Below are 16,194 nucleotides of genomic sequence, written 5' to 3'. Positions count from 1 at the left end.
CCATGACCGCAGCCGAGCACCCCGTCGTGCCGCGTCAGTCCCCGCCGCCCGAGCAGGGCGACGGACGGCCGCCGCAGGACCGGCGCAGAACGATCCGCCGGCGCCTGATCACGGCGACCATCATCGTGCTGCTCATCGGCATCCCGGCCGGATATCTGCTGATCTCCGCGGGACAGAGCCGCCGCTCCGGCCAGGACAAGGCGGCCGAGGCCTCGGCGCAGGGGCTCCGCGAGGGCTGGCCGTCCCGGATGCTCCGCCGGATCTTCGAGGTACCGATCCCCGGCGACGCCGTGGAGGTCCAGTACTACGAGACCAACAACTGGAAGGCGAGCCGGATGTACGTGCAGTTCCGCACCACGTCCAACGGCCTCGACCGCTTCCTGACCCGGGTCGGCACCGGCCGCGCCGCCCTGACCGCGGGCAAGGTCACCGTCGGCGACCGCGAGACGAAGGTCGCGGGCTGGTACTTCGGCGACGGCGTCGCGTGGGCGGGAACCACCCACACCAACCCGGACCCGCGCCCCAACCAGGACATCACCGTCGACATGACCGATCCGATGTCCCCGGTCGTGTACGTCGTGTCCGCGGCCACCCCGTGACGTGGCGCGCACTGCGGCGACTGGCCCAATCGGGGGTCCGTTCGGTGCCTTCCTCGTCCGGGACCGACGTGCCTGACCGGGTCGGTCCGGTGTCCGGGTCATGGTGGTTCCGCCCGCACCATTCGTGACGTATCGCAGAGGGAGTGCCCATGCTTCGAGGTATTGCAATCACCCTGGCCACGGTTGCCGCAGCAGGTTTCGTCGCCGCAGCACCGGCCGCAGCCCACGACAGCGGCGGGGAGGCCGGCAAGGTCCTCGCGGGCTACCAGCAGATCGACGCCTCGCGCTCGAACGCGGAGTTCCTCAACCTCGGCGGCCCGTACGGCATCACGTACGCCAAGGAGAACAAGCAGCACTTCCAGGACGAGAAGGGCTTCCTCTACGCCGAGTACATGCACCACTGATCCTCTCGCACCGCGCGGGGCCCGTCCCACCAAGGGGCGGGCCCTCGCCCGTTCTCCGGCGGTGCCGCGGCGCTGTGCCGGAAGCGTCACCGGGACGTGCCCACGGCTCGCACGGAGGGGTGATTCCGCTTGGTCCCAACGGGTGGTGGCTGGGGGTTTCCGCGCTGTCTTGGCTCCCTCACCGGCGCGGCGCGGCGCTCGTGCTCGCCCTCGGCGCGGGAGCGCCGTCCTCCGTCGCGGCTCCCGCGTCCCGGGCTGCCAACGAGGTGTGTCAGGACGCCGGCAACACCCGTAACGACGGTGATCGTGTGCGTCTCTGGCAGTGCATCGACCACACCAACCAGCGGTGGGTCATCCAGCGCGGTTACATCAAGGTCGCGGACACGGTCTGACCGGCGGGGCACACCGACACCCCCCACGACCAGGCGCTGGTACGTGAAGCCGAATGTGGAGGATCTACGGCCGGCTGCGGATATGTGGGGAGGTCTGGCGAGTGCCCCGGCCCCCGCTCACGGAGAGAATGTGAGATGTGGGAGCGTGGGCGGGTGAGTGAGAAGAAGGTTGAAACCCTGCAATACCGCTTTGACGGGCCGGAAGACGCCCCGGTCCTCGTGATCGGACCCTCCCTCGGCACGTCGTGGCACATGTGGGACCGGCAGATATCCGAGCTCATCCAGCACTGGAGAGTCTTCCGTTTCGACCTTCCCGGTCACGGCGGCGCACCCGCCCACCCGGCCACCGCCGTCGGTGAACTCGCCGACCGGCTGCTCGCCACCCTCGACGGCCTCGGCGTCCAGCGCTTCGGCTACGCGGGCTGCTCCATGGGCGGTGCGATCGGCGCCGACCTCGCCCTGCGCCATCCGCACCGGGTCGCCTCGCTCGCCCTGGTGGCCTCCTCGGCCCGGTTCGGCAGCGCCGACGAATTCCGGCAGCGCGGGGTGATCGTCCGCACCAACGGGCTGGAGCCGATGGCCCGCACCGCTCCGGAGCGCTGGTTCACTCCGGGCTTCGCCGCCGCCCAGCCCGCCATCGTCGAGTGGGCCGTCCAGATGGTCCGCACCACCGACCCCGGCTGCTACATCGCCGCCTGCGAAGCCCTCGCCGCCTTCGACATCCGTACGGCACTGGGCCGGATCGGTGTCCCCACGCTCGTCCTGGTCGGGGCCGAGGACCAGGTCACCGGCCCCGGCGACGCCCGCACCCTGGTCGCGGGCATACCCGACGCCCGGCTGGCCCTCGTCCCCGGCGCCTCCCACCTGGCCCCGGTCGAACAGCCCGGAGCCGTCACCGACCTCCTGCTCACCCACTTCTCCGCCGCATGGCAGGACACCCAGGCGGCCATCCCGGCGCCCACCTTCGCTCCCCAGCTCTCCGCCCCCGTACTGCCCGTCGCGGAGATCACCGCGGCCACCGTGCGGCCCCCGGACCCCTCGCAGGGGCGTACCGATGCCTACCCGGAGGGCATGCGGATCCGCCGCGAAGTGCTCGGGGACGCCCACGTGGACGGCGTCATGGCCGCCTCCGACGACTTCACCGACGACTTCCAGGAGCTCGTCACCCGCTATGCCTGGGGCGAGGTGTGGAGCCGCGAGGGGCTGGACCGTCGCACGCGCAGTACCGTCACGCTCACCGCGCTGGTCGCCTCCGGACATCTGGAGGGGCTGGCCGCGCACGTCCGCGCGGCCCTGCGCAACGGCCTCACCCCGGCCGAGATCCGGGAGGTCCTGCTCCAGACGGCCGTGTACTGCGGCATTCCGGCCGCGAGCGCCGCCTTCACGATCGCGCAGTCGGTGATTCAGGCCGAAACGACACCGCCCGCGTAGCAGGATGGGGCACATGAACGCTGTGAATCCCGAGCCGTTCGCGCTCACGCTGACCAAGAAGACCCACTCCTGCATCCGTCTGGAGAAGGCCGGGCGCACGCTCGTCATCGACCCGGGCGGCTTCTCGGAGCAGGACGCCGCGGTCGGTGCCGAGGCGATCCTGGTGACGCACGAGCACCCCGACCACTTCAACGAGGAGCGGCTGCGGGCCGGCCTGGAGGCCAATCCGGCCGCCGAGATCTGGACCCTGCGCAGCGTGGCCGGACAGCTCGCCGCGGCGTTCCCGGGACGTGTCCACACCGTCGGACACGGCGACACCTTCACGGCCGCCGGGTTCGACGTCCAGGTGCACGGCGAACTCCACGCGGTGATCCACCCGGACATCCCGCGGATCACCAACATCGGCTTCCTGGTGGACGACTCGCTCTTCCACCCGGGCGACGCGCTCACCGTGCCCGACCGCCCGGTCGACACCCTGATGCTCCCGGTGATGGCTCCGTGGAACAAGATCTCCGAGGTCATCGACTATGTCCGCGAGGTCAAGCCGCGCCGCGCCATCGACATCCACGACGCGCTGCTCACCGATCTCGCCCGCCCGATCTACGACACCCAGATCGGCGGCCTCGGCGGCACCGACCACGGCCGGCTGACACCGGGGGACTCGACGGCCCTGTGAGGGACGGCGCCCCGGCGGCTGTCAGTGGCAGCCGCTAGGTTTACGTACATGCGCATCGCCACCTGGAACGTCAACTCGATCACCGCCCGACTGCCGAGGCTGCTCGCCTGGCTGGAGAGCACCGGCACGGACGTGCTGTGCGTCCAGGAGACCAAGTGCACCGCCGAGCAGTTCCCGGCGGAGGCGCTCCGCGAGCTCGGCTACGAGTCCGCGGTCAACGCCACCGGCCGGTGGAACGGGGTGGCGATCATCTCCCGGGCCGGACTGTCCGACGTCGTGACGGGGCTGCCCGGCGGCCCCGAGTACGACGCCGTGCAGGAGCCCCGCGCGATCAGCGCCACCTGCGGCCCCGTCCGCCTCTGGTCGGTGTACGTGCCCAACGGCCGCGAGGTCGAGCACGAGCACTACGCGTACAAGCTGCGCTGGTTCGAGGCGCTGCGGACGGCGGTCGCGGCGGACGCCGCGGGGGCGCTGCCGTTCGCGGTCATCGGCGACTTCAACGTGGCCCCGACCGACGAGGACGTGTGGGACCCGGCCCTCTTCGAGGGCGCCACCCATGTCACGCCCGCCGAGCGGGCCGCCCTCGCGGCGCTGCGCGAGGAGGGCCTCGCCGACGTCGTGCCGCGCCCCCTGAAGTACGACCGCCCGTACACCTTCTGGGACTACCGCGAGCTGCGCTTCCCGAAGAACAAGGGCATGCGCATCGACCTCGTCTACGGCAACGCCCCGTTCACCGCGGCCGTCAAGGACAGCTACGTGGACCGCGAGGAGCGCAAGGGCAAGGGCGCGTCCGACCATGCCCCGGTGGTCGTCGACCTCGACCTCTGAGCACGGGCGGTGCTCAGGTGCCCGCCCCGGGTGCCTGAGCCCGCACGGCCTCCATCACCTGGCCCTTCGACGGGTTGACCATGGCCTTGCCGCCCACGGTGACCGTCGGCACGGTCTCGTTCCCGTCCGCCACGGAGCGGACGAACGCGGCGGCCTCGGGGTCCCGCCGGATGTTGACCTCGGTGTACTCCAGCTTCGTGAACCGGAGCCGCAGCCGGAGGTTCATGCAGTACGGGCAGCCGGGCCGCCAGTAGACGACGACCCCTGCTCGGTCCTCAGCCACTCGAACTCCCCTGTTCGTATGTGTGTGCGTCCGCGCCAGATCCTAGTGCCGGTGCCGGTGCCGGTGCCGGTGCGGGGGCCGGGCGGCAGGCCCGCGCGGCTGCGGCGGTGCCGAGCGCCAGGACCATCAGCAGCGCGCTCACCCGGAGCGGTGCCCGGAAGCCGAACCCCGCACCGATCGCGAGCCCGCCGATCCAGGGGCCCAGCGCGCCGCCCACATTGAACGACGCGGTGGCGAACGAGCCCGACAGCGTCGGCGCACGGTCCGCCAGGCGGAACACGTGCGAGATCAGCGCGGTGCCGGTGCCGAACGCCAGCATCCCCTGGACGAGAACGAGCACGAACACCGCCACGGGGCTCCCCGCCGTCCACGCGAACAGTGCCCAGCCGACGGTGAGCGACACCAGACCGGCAGCGGTCAGCGCGACCGGCCGGGAGTCGATGATCCGGCCGCAGACGGTGACCCCGATGAACGAGCCGACCCCGAACAGGGCGAGCAGGGCGGGCACCCACGCGGAGCCGAACCCGGTGACCTGGGTGGCGATCGGTTCGAGATACGAGAACGCGCAGAAGGTCGCGCCCTGGACGAGCGCGCTCGTCAGCAGCGTCAGCTGCAGCCCGCGCCCCGCCAGGCTCCGCAGTTCGGCGCGTGCGCTCGGCAGGGCGGACGGGGGCCGCCCCGCCGGAATCGCCGCCGCGATCACGGCGATCGCCGGCAGCGAGACGAGGGCGACGGCCCAGAAGGCCGCCCGCCACCCCCACTGGCCGCCCAGCCACGCCCCGGCGGGGACCCCCGCCACACAGGCGACGGTGACGCCCCCGACCACCACGGAGGTCGCGCGGGCCCGCGCTCCCGGCCCGGCCAGGGCGACCGCGGTCACCAGGGCGACCGCCCAGAAGCCGGCGTTCGCCAGCGCCGCGACGACGCGCGTCGCGAGCAGCAGACCGTAGCTGGAGGTGACCGCGCCGACGACATGGACGGCCGCGAAGACACCGAGGAAGAACAACAGGGCCGACCGACGGGGCCAGTTGCGCCCCAGGAGCGCCATCAGCGGCGCCCCGATCACGATCCCGACGGCGAACGCCGAGGTCAGCAGGGCCGCGGCGGGGATGGAGACGTGCAGGTCCTCGGAGATGCCCGACAGCAGGCCGGACAGCATGAACTCGGAAGTGCCCTGGGCGAAGACGGCGAGCCCGAGCGCGTAAACGGAAAATGGCATGAAGGAACCCCATGGACGGCTGACGGACAGAACCGGTTGGGGATGCGGGCCGCGCCCGCTCGCCTCAGCGAGCGGCAACACGGCGGAACGGTCACCGCGATCGTGGCCGTGAAACGGCACATCGGCGGAGCCGTGACTGCCGGGGGATCCTCACCCCGGTGCGTACGCCGAAGCGCAACCCGCAACCGCATGGGTCCGGGGTGGCAGCCGTGCGTGACCGGGGCGGACGGGGTCCGGCCGGTCCGGGAAGCCACCGGGGGACCGGTGGCTAGCTTCTGTCGGACTCGGGGCTGCACATGATCGCGAAGTTACCAGTGCGCGGCGGGATGTCACCACCCCTTTTCCGGGCCCGCCCCCGGAGCCGGCGGACAGGTCCGGGTGAACGCGCGAGGTACGTCAGGTGTTCAGCGCTCGAACGACAGACCGCGCGTCCTGTGGTGCGGATGCGGGCCGGGATGCGACCCTGAGCGGTATGAACATCCCTTTCTTGGACAACTGGCGTAAGCGTCACGACGGTACGCGGGAGGCGGGGCTCGCCGCCGCCGTCGACGCCGACCCGGAAGGCGTGGCCCAGTTGCTCGCCGAATGTGACCTGCTCCGCGTCCGGGCCGGGGAGCGGGGGCTCGAACTCGACGACAGCCCGGTCTCGTTGGCGGCACTGGACCAGCTGCCGCCGCGCTGGCGCGACGACCCGGAGGAGCTGCCCTGGCTGGGCAACGACGCGGGGCTCTACCTGGGCACGGTCCTGGTGCGCAACGTTCCCGGTGCGCTCTGGCACATCTGGCCGAGCGGCCGGCCCGTGGTGCGGCTCGCCTCCGGACGCGAGATCGATGTGGTCGAGGCCGGTCTGAGCTGGGCGATGTCGGGCAGTCCGGAGCTGTCCCAGCTCTACTCGGAGTCGGCCGAGGGCTGAGCCGGTCACGGGTATGGGGGTGGTCCCCGCGGCGCTTCCGCGCTGCGGCGCGATAAAACGCCTTATGCCCCATTTACGCGTGTCGGGTGTGAAGTCCCTTGCCGGGATGGATAGTTTGCGCTGACCTCGACCAAGCGATAAGTGGGTAGGGCAGCGTATGGCCGTCGATCCGTTGATCGAGCTGCGTGACGTCAATAAGTTCTACGGAAAGTTGCACGTACTGCAGGACATCAATCTCACCGTCGGCCGCGGGGAGGTGGTGGTGGTCATCGGCCCCTCCGGCTCGGGCAAGTCCACCCTCTGCCGGACCATCAACCGGCTCGAAACGATCGAGTCGGGCCACATCATGCTCGACGGCAGGCCCCTTCCCGAGGAGGGCAAGGGGCTCGCCCAGCTGAGAGCCGAAGTCGGCATGGTCTTCCAGTCGTTCAACCTGTTCGCGCACAAGACCGTCCTGGCGAACGTCTCGCTCGCCCAGCTCAAGGTCCGCAAGCGGAAGAAGGACGAGGCCGACCGGCGGTCCCGCGAACTGCTGGAACGGGTGGGACTCGCCTCGCAGGCCGACAAGTTCCCCGCCCAGCTCTCCGGCGGCCAGCAGCAGCGCGTGGCCATCGCCCGCGCCCTCGCCATGGATCCCAAGGCGCTCCTCTTCGACGAGCCCACCTCGGCGCTCGACCCGGAGATGATCAACGAGGTGCTGGAAGTGATGCAGCAGCTCGCCCGGGAGGGCATGACGATGGTCGTCGTCACCCACGAGATGGGCTTCGCCCGGTCCGCCGCCAACCGGGTCGTCTTCATGGCCGACGGCCGCATCGTCGAGGACCGCACCCCGGAGGACTTCTTCACCGCGCCGGAGAGCGACCGCGCCAAGGACTTCCTGTCCAAGATCCTCAAGCACTGACGGGGGGCCCTGTGTTGCGTACGAGAAAAGTACTGGCCGCCTGTGCCGCCCTCCTGCTGGCCGTCCTCGCCGCCGGCTGCGGGAAGGACGGCAGCCCGCCGGTGAAGGGGCCGAAGGCCGGAGCGCTGCCCGTCTACCAGGTCGACACCGGCTTCCGGCTGCCCGCCTCCAGCACCTGGACGCAGGCGAAGAAGCGCGGATACCTGCGGGTGGGCGCCAAGGAGGACCAGCCCTATCTGGGCGAGAAGGACCCGGCCACCGGCGTCTACTCCGGCTTCGACATCGAGATCGCCCGGATGATGTCGGCCGCGCTGGGCTTCGACCCGAAGACGATCCGGTTCAAGACGATCGCCTCGGCCAACCGCGAGACGGCGCTGCAGAACGGGCAGATCGACTACTACGTCGGCACCTACACGATCAACGACATGCGCAAGAAGCTCGTCGGGTTCGCCGGCCCCTACTACATGGCCGGGCAGGGGCTGCTGGTCCGCACGGACGAGAACGACATCCACGGCCCGCAGGACCTGGCGGGCAAGACGGTCTGCTCGGCGGCGGGCTCGACCCCGTACCAGCGGATCGCCGCCGACTACCCCAAGGCCCATCTGGTCTCCTACGACACCTACTCCATCTGCGTCGACAACCTGCTGACCTACCAGGTCGACGTCGTCACCACGGACGACGCGATCCTGCTGGGCTTCGCGGCCAAGGCGCCCCACGAGATGAAGGTGGTCGGCAAGCCGTTCTCCGAGGAGCCGTACGGCATCGGCGTCCCGCGCGGCGACAACGCCCTGCGGTTCGCCCTGGACGACGCGCTGGAGGCCAACGAGAAGAACGGCAACTGGAAGAAGGCCTTCGAGGCCACGCTCGGCCTCTCCGGGGCTCCCGCACCCAAGCCGCCGCCCATCGACCGCTACCCGGCGACCTGAGAGGACGACCAGAACCATGGACGTACTCACCGAGAACTTCTCGCTCTACGGCAAGGGCTTCCTCGGAACCCTCGAACTCACCGTCTACGCCTCGATCCTGGCGATGGTCCTCGGCTTCGTGATGGCCTCCTGCCGGGTGGCGCCCGTCGGCTCGTTCCGGGTGCTCGGCACGGTCTGGGTCACGGTGCTGCGCAACACCCCGCTGACCCTGCTCTTCTTCGCCGTACTGCTCGGTCTGCCACGCTTCGGCCTCGTGCTGCCGTTCAAGGTCTTCGCGGTCCTCGCACTCGGCTGCTACACCTCCGCGTTCATCTGCGAGGTGCTGCGCTCCGGCATCAACACCGTGCCCAAGGGCCAGGGCGAAGCCGCCCGCAGCCTCGGGATGACGTTCGGGCAGACACTCGGCAACGTGGTGCTCCCGCAGGCGTTCCGCTCGGTGATCCCGCCGATCGGCTCGACGCTCATCGCGCTGGCCAAGAACTCGGCGATCGCCGGGGCGTTCAGCGTCACCGAACTGCTCGGCACCTACAAGACCCTCAACGAGCTGGGATTCAGCATCATCTGGACCTTCGTCTGGATCGCCGTCGGCTACCTGATCATCACGCTGTCGATCAGCGCGGTGTTCAACGTGATGGAGAAGCGCTGGGGAGTCGCCCGATGACCACCCACTCCGCACCCTCCGCCACCGCCCTCTACGACATCCCCGGTCCGCTGACCCGCAGACGGCACCTCGTCTACGGAATCGTCTCGACGGTCCTGATCCTCGCCCTGGTCGGCTGGGTCATCTACCTGCTCTTCGACACCGACCAGTTCACCAGCGCCAAATGGTCGCCCTTCGAGTACAAGGGCATCCAGGAACTGCTGCTGCGCGGCCTCGGCAACACCCTCAAGGCGTTCGCGTACGCCGCGGTGCTCTCGCTGGCCCTCGGGGCCGTCCTCGCCGTCGGGCGGCTCTCCGACCACCGGCCGGTCCGCTGGATCGCCACGGTCCTCGTCGAGTTCTTCCGCGCCATGCCCGTACTGGTGATGATCTTCTTCATCTTCGTCGCGCTGAAGGTGCAGCCGCTGCCGGCCCTGGTCGCCGGGCTGACGCTGTACAACGGCTCGGTGCTCGCCGAGGTGTTCCGTACCGGCATCAACTCGGTGGAACGCGGCCAGCACGAGGCGGCGTTCGCCCTGGGCATGCGCAAGACGCAGGTCACGACGTTCGTCCTGGCCCCGCAGGCGGTGCGTGCGATGCTGCCCACCATCATCAGCCAGCTGGTGGTGGCGCTGAAGGACACCTCACTCGGCTATCTGATCACGTACGAGGAATTCCTCCATGCCGGGAAGCTCATCGCCTCCAACCTCGACTACGATCTTCCCTTCATCCCCGTAGTGATGGTGATCTCGCCGATCTACATCGGGATGTGCATGCTGCTCTCCTGGTTCGCCACCTGGGTGGCCAGGCGGCAGCGGCGCAATCCGAGGACGGAGGCGGTGGACGTCGCACCGGCCGGTCCAGGAACGCTCCTGCCGGGAGCGCAGTAGCCGGGAACCGCCGAGAGGCGGTACCCGGGAGCGGTGCCCGCCCGGCAGCAGCCGGTGATCACTTCTCGTGCAACGGCACGGACCGCACGACGGTCCGCGCCGGCGAGGGGAAGGTCAGCTGTGAGCCGGCCGGGCTGTGCTCGGTGCGCAAACGGGCCGACGGTGTCGGCCATCAGGGCACGTCGGTGACCGGCCGGGACACCGTGGGGACCGGAGGAGGATCTCCGGGTCCACGGGGAACGGCCGGCCCGGCGTCCGCCCGGAACGCGCCGCCGGTCCACAACCCGGCGCGCACACCGGTGAGGAGCCGGGTTCCCCGCGTCGGATATCCTCCCCCCTGGATCCCGACGACCGCACCCCCCGCACCGCCGCGCCGCGAGCCGGCACCGGCGAGGAGGTCGTGGAGACCCTCGGAGAGTGGGAGACATCGGTGCGCGGAGCAGCCTGCAACACCCCGTACCGGACGTTCCGGGCCCGTCCGGCGTGCCGGTGACGGCCGCGGACGCGACCACCGGGGTCGCCCCGCGGAAGGACGAGCAGCCGGGCACGGGCACGGGCACGGGCACGGGCTCGGTGCTGCGCAGCGGCGCCGTCATGGCCGCCGGGTCCGTCGTCTCACGGGCCACGGGATTCATACGCTCGGCGGTCGTCGTCGCCGCACTCGGCACCGGACTGCGGGCCGACGGCTACACGGTCGCCAACACCCTGCCCAACATCCTCTACATGCTGCTGATCGGCGGCGCCCTGAACGCCGTCTTCGTCCCCGAACTCGTCCGGGTCGCCAAGGAACACACCGACGGCGGGGCCGCCTACACCGACCGGCTCCTCACCCTCTGCACGGCCGGGCTCCTCGCCCTCACCGCGCTCGCCGTCGCCGGCGCCCCGCTGATCATCTCCCTGTACGCCCCCACCTACGACGGGGACCAGGCCGAACTCACCATCGCCCTGGCCCGCTACTGCCTGCCCCAGATCCTCTTCTACGGGCTCTTCACCCTCCTCGGCCAGGTGCTCAACGCCCGCAACAGGTTCGGGGCGATGATGTGGACCCCGGTCCTCAACAACATCGTGATCATCGCGGTGTTCGGGATCTACCTCTGGACCGCGGTGGGCTCGGACGGCAGCCTGACCTCCGCACAGGCCCAGTTCCTCGGCTGGGGGACCACGGCCGGGATCGCCGCGCAGACCCTGGCGCTCGTACCCGCCCTGCGCGCCGCGAAGTTCCGCTGGCGGCCGCGGTTCGACTGGCGCGGCAGCGGTCTCACCCGGCCGCTGCGCGCGGCCGGCTGGCTCGTCATGCTCGTCCTGACCAACCAGGCCGCCTACTGGGTGGTGACCCGGCTCTCCACCGCGACCGGCCAGCACGCCGCGGACCAGGGCGTGGCGGGCGGCGCGGGCTACACCGCGTACAGCTACGCCTTCCAGCTGTGGGTGGTGCCGCAGGGCATCGTGACCGTCAGCCTCGTCACGGCGCTGATGCCGCGGATGAGCAGGGCGGCGGCCGAGGGCGACCTCGCCGGGGTGCGCCGGGACGTCTCGTACGCGCTGCGGACCTCGGCCGCGGTGGTGGTCCCGGCCGCCGCCGCGCTGCTCGCGCTCGCGCCGTGGCTGATGGGAGCGGTCTTCGGCCACGGACAGACCGGCCCCGCGGACGTCACCGTGATGGCGGGCATGCTGGCGGCCTTCGCACCGGGGCTCATCGCCTACTCCGGGCAGTACGTGCTCTCCCGCGGGTTCTACGCGATGAGCGACACCCGGACGCCGTTCTGCTTGAACCTGGTCATCGCGGCGCTCAACGCCGGCCTCTCGGTCGCCGCGTATCTGCTGCTGCCCGCGCGCTGGGCCGTCACGGGGATGGCCGGGGCGTACTCCGTCGCGCTGTTCGCCGGCTTCGCCGTCACCGCGTACGTACTGCACCGAAGGGTCTCCGGGAGCGGCGCGGAACGGCCCTCGCTGGTGCGCTCGCCCGGAGTGCGGGCGCACGCACGGCTGGTGGCCGCCTGCGTGCCCGCGGGGCTGCTGGCGTACGCGGCGGCCCGCGCCGTCGACACGGAGGGCTCCGGGCTCGGGGACTTCGCCGCGGCGGGCGCGGGCGTGGCGGTCCTCGCCCTGGTGGTGGCGGTGCTGGCCCGTCCGCTGCGGCTGACCGAGCTCAGCACGGCGCTGGCGGCCGCCCGGAGCCGGCTGCGGCGGAGCTGAGCCCCGCGCGCTGACCGGCGCCGTGGTGGTCAGCGGTGGCGAACACACGGGTGGGGTAGGCCGATCGCCCACGAGCCCGTGACTACCGGTCGCAGGGCGGCGTCACGCCGTTGCGTGGCTGCTCCCCGCATCCGTCAGGACCGCGCTCGCGACCACCTCGAACAGATGATCGGCGCGTGGCGCGAGCGAGGGCTGATCGCCGAGCCAGGCGAGCATGGCGACCAACGCGAACACATCGGCGCCGTCGATGTCGTTCCGCGCCACGCCCGCGGCCTGGGCGCGGGTGAGAAGCCGCGCACCGGCCGCACGCAGGACGACGCACGAAGCGTGGAGTGCGGACTCGGTGTCCTCGATGGCGGCTGCCATCAGCACGGTCACACCCCGGTACTCGGTCGTCCACGCGACGCAGTCGCGCAGCCACGTGGTGAGAGCGTCTTGGGGCGAGCTCGACGTCTCGAGTTCGCCCGCCTGCGCCGTCAGTTCGTCGAAGCTTGTGCGGAGCAGGGCATCGAGCAGCGCCTCGCGCGTCGGGAAGTGCCGCAACAGCGTCGCGAGCCCGACATCGGCCCGGCGCGCGATGTCGCGCAGCGACACGTCGACGCCCTGCTCGCTGATGGCGGTGCCCGCCACTGCGAGCAGGTGGTCGCGGTTCTTCCTGGCGTCGGCTCGCATCTGCTCCCCTTGACTATCCGGATCAGTGGTCCATATATTCGTACCAGTGATCCACTTATCCGGATCGCTGATCCGAATGAGCTTATCCCGCAGCGCGGTCAGGAGAGAACGATGCCGACACACACGATGAGGGCAGTCCGGCTCCACGAGCACGGAGGCCCCGAAGTCCTGCGCTACGAGGAGGTGCCGATCCCCGAGGTGGGGCCGGGCGAGGTGCTCGTTCGCGTTCACGCGGTCGGCGTCAATCCCCCCGATTGGTACCTGCGCGACGGCATGTCGAACCTGCCTCCGGAGACGAGGCCGAAGTTCGACCTGCCCGTGGTTCCGGGGACGGACCTGTCGGGTGTCGTCGAGGCCGTCGCCGTGGACGTGGACGGCTTCTCCGTCGGCGATGAGGTCTTCGGTCTCCTCCGCTTCCCCAGCTTCGACGGCAGCACCTATGCCGAGTACGTGGCCGCGCCCGCGTCGGACCTCGCACTCAAGCCGGCCGGCATCGATCACGTGCACGCCGCCGGGGCTCCGATGGCCGGGCTCACCGCGTGGCAGTTCCTGATCGACCTCGGACACGACCACCCGTCGCCCTTCCAGGCGGCACGGCACCGCCCGGTGCCGCTCGACGCCAACGTGACGGTGCTCGTCAACGGCGCCGCGGGCGGGGTGGGGCACTTCGCGCTACAGCTGGCGAAGTGGAAGGGCGCCCATGTCGTCGCGGTGGCATCGGGCGCGCATGAAGCGTTCCTCCGCGAGCTCGGCGCCGACCGGTTCATCGACTACACGAAGAGCCGTCCCGAGGAACTCGTGCACGGCGTCGACCTCGTTCTCGACGCCGTCGGCGGCCCCGGCAGCAAGCGCTTCTTGCGCACGCTCAAGCGCGGCGGCTCCCAGTTCCCCGTGTTCTTCGGCGAATTCGACGAAGAGGAGACCGCGAGGCTGGGCGTCACGGTCACGGGCACCCAGGTCCGCTCGAACGGCGCGCAGCTCGCCGAACTGGGACGCCTGCTCGACGCGGGCACGGTCCGCGTCGCGATCGACAGCACGTTCACGCTCGCGGACGCCCAGGCAGCGCACGAACGCGCCGCCCAAGGCCACATCCGGGGCAAGATCGTACTCACGGTCGCCTAGGAACGAATCGTCCCCACCAACGCGTCCGGCGCTCGTGCTCGGTGTTTCTTTCCGTGATCAAACGAGTTCCACGCTTTTGGACCACGCGGAACGGCCCTGTTGGAAGGGGGTGTTGGGTCTGCCTCCGTGGTGGTGCGGGACCGCCGGCGAGCCGAGTGGGCCCTTCATGGCGTCGTTCTCATGATGTACGCGACAAACGAAGAACGAACAGGTGCCACCCGGCGGACAGCATTGCGTGGGCTGGGGCTCGCGGTGGGAGGCGTGGCGCTGGCCACCGGGCCGGGAACCTCGCCGGCCGCAGCGGACCCGCGTCGAGGGCCCACCACCTACGTGCTGGTGCACGGTACCCACAGCGCCGGCGCGTATCGGACGCCGATCGCGCGTGAGCTGACGCTGCGCGGTCACCGCGTCGCCATGGTGGACCAGCCGGGGCACGGCGCGGAGGCCTTCGTGCCGGAGTCGTATCAGCGGCAGGACCTCAAAGCGATGGCGGCCGAGGCCTCCCCGCTGAAGGGCCTCGGGCTGGAGGACTACGAGGCGCGCGTCACGGGCGTCACACGTCGGCCCGCTGGATCCCGTCCCGGTCGCGGAAATCCTGGACACGCTCGCAGCGTAGGGGGACAGGACGCTCCAAGAAGTCGCAGGCCGGGAGTGTCTCTGCCCGGGAGCGCCGGAAGCCGGACAGGTCGTGGACAACCGGCCGGGGGCTGTCGTCGGCCCGTGGCGTGAGGTGTCGGGTCAGGCCGACTTCTTCCGGGCCGTCACCCACGCGGCGAAGTCCTCGATGCCGTCGATGAGCGCTTCGAACCGGAAGGAGTGGAAGAGGTCGAAGGCATGGTGCCCGCCGGGCAGTTCGACGTACGCGACCGGCGAGGTGGAGACGGAGCGCAGAGCGGCGACGAGGGCCCTGGGGTTCTCGGTGTCCACCAGCTCGTCCAGGTCGCCGTGCGCGATGAGGAACGGTGGCGCATCCGCCCGGACGAGGTTCACCGGCGAGGTCGCCGGGTCTCCGTCGAAGTACTCCGCGAGAAAGCCGTTGAGTGCGATGGCGCCGGTCACAGAGGTGTCCGCTTCCTCGAACCCGGGCTGGTAGGACGGTTCGTTGGGGGTGAGTGCGGCCTGCGCCGCCATGTGCCCACCCGCGGAGCTCCCCGACACGAACACGGACGCCTCGGGCGCCGCGCCGTACTCCGCCGCGTGTTCGCGCGCCCAGGCGATGACCTTCTTCGCGTCGATCAGATGGGCGGGATGCGGGAAGTCCGGCCGCAGCCGGTAGTTGGCGCTGATGCAGACCCACCCCTGGCCGGCGAGCCGGTAGAGCAGCGGCAGCGACTGGGTGTTCTTCCGGCCCTGGTCGTAGTGGCCGCCATGGAAGTGGATCAGCACCGAGCCGCCCTCGGGGCGCGAGCGGTGGTGGTAGACGTCGAGGAGGTTGCGGCGGCCTCCGTCCCCGTAGCTGAGGTTGCCCACCCGCCTGACGTCATGGCGGCGGCGGAAGACGGGCCTGAGCAGGATGCGTGCCAGCGGCGGCCGACGGCGCCTCCCCGTACCGGCGCCGAACGCGTCGTCCAGGGCGGCCCGCACCACGGACGCCGTCCGCACCCCGCGCAGGGTGACCACCACGAGCCCGGCGGCCGCGACGGCCGCCACCCCGACGCTCACCCGGTCGGCGGTCGTGGCGATGTCGCCCTCCGAGAAGGCCAGCGCCGTCGAGACCACCAGCGCGTAGAGAGCGACGTGCGGAATCTCGTTGAAGACCAGGCCGAGCCGGTAGCTGAAGTAGAAGAGCGGCTGCGGCCCGCGTATGCGCACCAGGCAGAACACCACGATCAGCACGGCCAGCACCACGGTCACCAGATAGCCCACAGCCACCACAACACCCCGTTCGACACGCGACCTGACAAACCCTCTCTGTAGTACCACGGACGGGATGACGTGGCAGGGTGAAGTACCCCTTGAGGCCGTGTACTTGAGGTGGTCCGTCCAGGCGTCAGGGGGGCGCCGCGATGGCGACCTCGGGCAGGATCAGCACCCAAGGGGTGCGCAGGCAGACGAATCCTTCGCACCCCGCCGGGGTCCGTAACGCCGGTGGGCGGCACTGA

The 16,194-nt window shown here is 70.7% G+C and carries 17 protein-coding genes and 1 pseudogene; 14 read left to right on the top strand and 4 right to left on the bottom strand.

Annotation, left to right across the window (positions count from 1 at the left end; genetic code table 11):
* Window positions 1-2 precede the first annotated feature (2 nt).
* The 6 genes from ACIQM0_RS15970 to ACIQM0_RS15945 all read left to right on the top strand — a co-directional run bounded on the left by ACIQM0_RS15970 (window position 3) and on the right by ACIQM0_RS15945 (window position 4,330).
* Window positions 3-599, top strand: a complete 597-nt coding sequence (locus tag ACIQM0_RS15970; protein ID WP_363020823.1) for a hypothetical protein — start codon at window positions 3-5, stop codon at window positions 597-599.
* Between the two features lie 149 nt (window positions 600-748).
* Window positions 749-1,003, top strand: a complete 255-nt coding sequence (locus tag ACIQM0_RS15965; RefSeq protein WP_401286556.1) for a hypothetical protein — start codon at window positions 749-751, stop codon at window positions 1,001-1,003.
* A 200-nt stretch (window positions 1,004-1,203) separates the two neighbouring features.
* Window positions 1,204-1,395 carry a hypothetical protein gene (locus ACIQM0_RS15960; RefSeq protein ID WP_401286555.1) on the top strand — a complete coding sequence of 64 codons (192 nt, stop codon included), beginning with the start codon at window positions 1,204-1,206 and terminating at the stop codon, window positions 1,393-1,395.
* A 135-nt stretch (window positions 1,396-1,530) separates the two neighbouring features.
* Window positions 1,531-2,826: an alpha/beta fold hydrolase gene (locus ACIQM0_RS15955; RefSeq protein ID WP_401286553.1), complete on the top strand. Its 1,296-nt coding sequence runs from the start codon at window positions 1,531-1,533 to the stop codon at window positions 2,824-2,826.
* Window positions 2,827-2,848: 22 nt separating this feature from the next.
* On the top strand, window positions 2,849-3,502 hold the full coding sequence (locus tag ACIQM0_RS15950; protein WP_401287192.1) for an MBL fold metallo-hydrolase: 654 nt from the start codon (window positions 2,849-2,851) through the stop codon (window positions 3,500-3,502).
* Window positions 3,503-3,550: 48 nt separating this feature from the next.
* On the top strand, window positions 3,551-4,330 hold the full coding sequence (locus ACIQM0_RS15945; RefSeq protein ID WP_401286552.1) for an exodeoxyribonuclease III: 780 nt from the start codon (window positions 3,551-3,553) through the stop codon (window positions 4,328-4,330).
* Window positions 4,331-4,343: 13 nt separating this feature from the next.
* On the opposite strand, the gene ACIQM0_RS15940 is transcribed toward ACIQM0_RS15945, so the two are convergent.
* The gene (locus tag ACIQM0_RS15940) at window positions 4,344-4,613 is read right to left on the bottom strand and encodes a glutaredoxin domain-containing protein (protein ID WP_401286550.1); all 270 of its coding nucleotides are present in this window, start codon (window positions 4,611-4,613) and stop codon (window positions 4,344-4,346) included.
* Window positions 4,606-5,832 carry a Cmx/CmrA family chloramphenicol efflux MFS transporter gene (locus tag ACIQM0_RS15935; protein WP_401286549.1) on the bottom strand — a complete coding sequence of 409 codons (1,227 nt, stop codon included), beginning with the start codon at window positions 5,830-5,832 and terminating at the stop codon, window positions 4,606-4,608. The genes ACIQM0_RS15940 and ACIQM0_RS15935 overlap by 8 nt, the downstream gene beginning before the upstream one ends.
* A gap of 472 nt (window positions 5,833-6,304) precedes the next feature.
* Between ACIQM0_RS15935 and ACIQM0_RS15930 the strand changes: the two genes are divergently transcribed.
* The 6 genes from ACIQM0_RS15930 (at window position 6,305) to murJ (ending at window position 12,298) form a co-directional block, all read left to right on the top strand.
* Complete coding sequence (locus ACIQM0_RS15930; protein ID WP_363020816.1) at window positions 6,305-6,745, top strand: DUF6278 family protein; 441 nt, start codon at window positions 6,305-6,307, stop codon at window positions 6,743-6,745.
* Between the two features lie 157 nt (window positions 6,746-6,902).
* On the top strand, window positions 6,903-7,646 hold the full coding sequence (locus tag ACIQM0_RS15925) for an amino acid ABC transporter ATP-binding protein (protein WP_401286548.1): 744 nt from the start codon (window positions 6,903-6,905) through the stop codon (window positions 7,644-7,646).
* Window positions 7,647-7,660: 14 nt separating this feature from the next.
* On the top strand, window positions 7,661-8,572 hold the full coding sequence (locus tag ACIQM0_RS15920; RefSeq protein ID WP_401286546.1) for a glutamate ABC transporter substrate-binding protein: 912 nt from the start codon (window positions 7,661-7,663) through the stop codon (window positions 8,570-8,572).
* Between the two features lie 16 nt (window positions 8,573-8,588).
* The gene (locus tag ACIQM0_RS15915) at window positions 8,589-9,233 is read left to right on the top strand and encodes an amino acid ABC transporter permease (protein ID WP_363020813.1); all 645 of its coding nucleotides are present in this window, start codon (window positions 8,589-8,591) and stop codon (window positions 9,231-9,233) included.
* The gene (locus tag ACIQM0_RS15910; protein WP_401286544.1) at window positions 9,230-10,102 is read left to right on the top strand and encodes an amino acid ABC transporter permease; all 873 of its coding nucleotides are present in this window, start codon (window positions 9,230-9,232) and stop codon (window positions 10,100-10,102) included. Before ACIQM0_RS15915 ends, ACIQM0_RS15910 begins: the two co-directional genes overlap by 4 nt.
* A 489-nt stretch (window positions 10,103-10,591) precedes the next feature.
* A complete protein-coding gene (gene murJ, locus ACIQM0_RS15905; protein WP_401287190.1) occupies window positions 10,592-12,298 on the top strand; it encodes a murein biosynthesis integral membrane protein MurJ in 1,707 nt (568 codons plus the stop codon).
* Window positions 12,299-12,400: 102 nt separating this feature from the next.
* Here the strand turns inward: murJ and ACIQM0_RS15900 are convergent, their stop codons facing one another.
* Entirely contained in the window at window positions 12,401-12,970 is a 570-nt protein-coding gene (locus ACIQM0_RS15900) for a TetR/AcrR family transcriptional regulator (protein ID WP_401286542.1), read from the bottom strand.
* Between the two features lie 111 nt (window positions 12,971-13,081).
* On the opposite strand from ACIQM0_RS15900, the gene ACIQM0_RS15895 reads away from it, so the two are divergent.
* Both ACIQM0_RS15895 and ACIQM0_RS15890 read left to right on the top strand, forming a co-directional pair.
* The gene (locus tag ACIQM0_RS15895) at window positions 13,082-14,092 is read left to right on the top strand and encodes an NADP-dependent oxidoreductase (RefSeq protein WP_401286540.1); all 1,011 of its coding nucleotides are present in this window, start codon (window positions 13,082-13,084) and stop codon (window positions 14,090-14,092) included.
* Between the two features lie 252 nt (window positions 14,093-14,344).
* A pseudogene (locus ACIQM0_RS15890) lies at window positions 14,345-14,674 on the top strand (alpha/beta hydrolase); the annotation flags it as partial.
* Window positions 14,675-14,830: 156 nt separating this feature from the next.
* On the opposite strand, the gene ACIQM0_RS15885 reads toward ACIQM0_RS15890, so the two are convergent.
* A complete protein-coding gene (locus ACIQM0_RS15885) occupies window positions 14,831-15,964 on the bottom strand; it encodes an alpha/beta hydrolase (protein WP_401286538.1) in 1,134 nt (377 codons plus the stop codon).
* Between the last annotated feature and the right edge of the window lie 230 nt (window positions 15,965-16,194).

Origin of the sequence: Streptomyces sp. NPDC091387, from assembly GCF_044756945.1 — a bacterium.
In the GTDB taxonomy this organism is placed as follows: Bacteria; Actinomycetota; Actinomycetes; order Streptomycetales; family Streptomycetaceae; genus Streptomyces.
The sequence above is the reverse complement of the archived record's forward strand: the minus strand, read 5'-3'. Positions and strand labels throughout refer to the sequence as shown.

Coding starts and splice junctions, on each gene's coding strand:
- ACIQM0_RS15970 (WP_363020823.1), top strand. CDS start 3: ATGACCGCAGCCGAGCACCCCGTCGTGCCGCGTCAGTCCCCGCCGCCC.
- ACIQM0_RS15965 (WP_401286556.1), top strand. CDS start 749: ATGCTTCGAGGTATTGCAATCACCCTGGCCACGGTTGCCGCAGCAGGT.
- ACIQM0_RS15955 (WP_401286553.1), top strand. CDS start 1,531: ATGTGGGAGCGTGGGCGGGTGAGTGAGAAGAAGGTTGAAACCCTGCAA.
- ACIQM0_RS15945 (WP_401286552.1), top strand. CDS start 3,551: ATGCGCATCGCCACCTGGAACGTCAACTCGATCACCGCCCGACTGCCG.
- ACIQM0_RS15935 (WP_401286549.1), bottom strand. CDS start 5,832: ATGCCATTTTCCGTTTACGCGCTCGGGCTCGCCGTCTTCGCCCAGGGC.
- ACIQM0_RS15930 (WP_363020816.1), top strand. CDS start 6,305: ATGAACATCCCTTTCTTGGACAACTGGCGTAAGCGTCACGACGGTACG.
- ACIQM0_RS15925 (WP_401286548.1), top strand. CDS start 6,903: ATGGCCGTCGATCCGTTGATCGAGCTGCGTGACGTCAATAAGTTCTAC.
- ACIQM0_RS15915 (WP_363020813.1), top strand. CDS start 8,589: ATGGACGTACTCACCGAGAACTTCTCGCTCTACGGCAAGGGCTTCCTC.
- ACIQM0_RS15910 (WP_401286544.1), top strand. CDS start 9,230: ATGACCACCCACTCCGCACCCTCCGCCACCGCCCTCTACGACATCCCC.
- ACIQM0_RS15900 (WP_401286542.1), bottom strand. CDS start 12,970: ATGCGAGCCGACGCCAGGAAGAACCGCGACCACCTGCTCGCAGTGGCG.
- ACIQM0_RS15895 (WP_401286540.1), top strand. CDS start 13,082: ATGCCGACACACACGATGAGGGCAGTCCGGCTCCACGAGCACGGAGGC.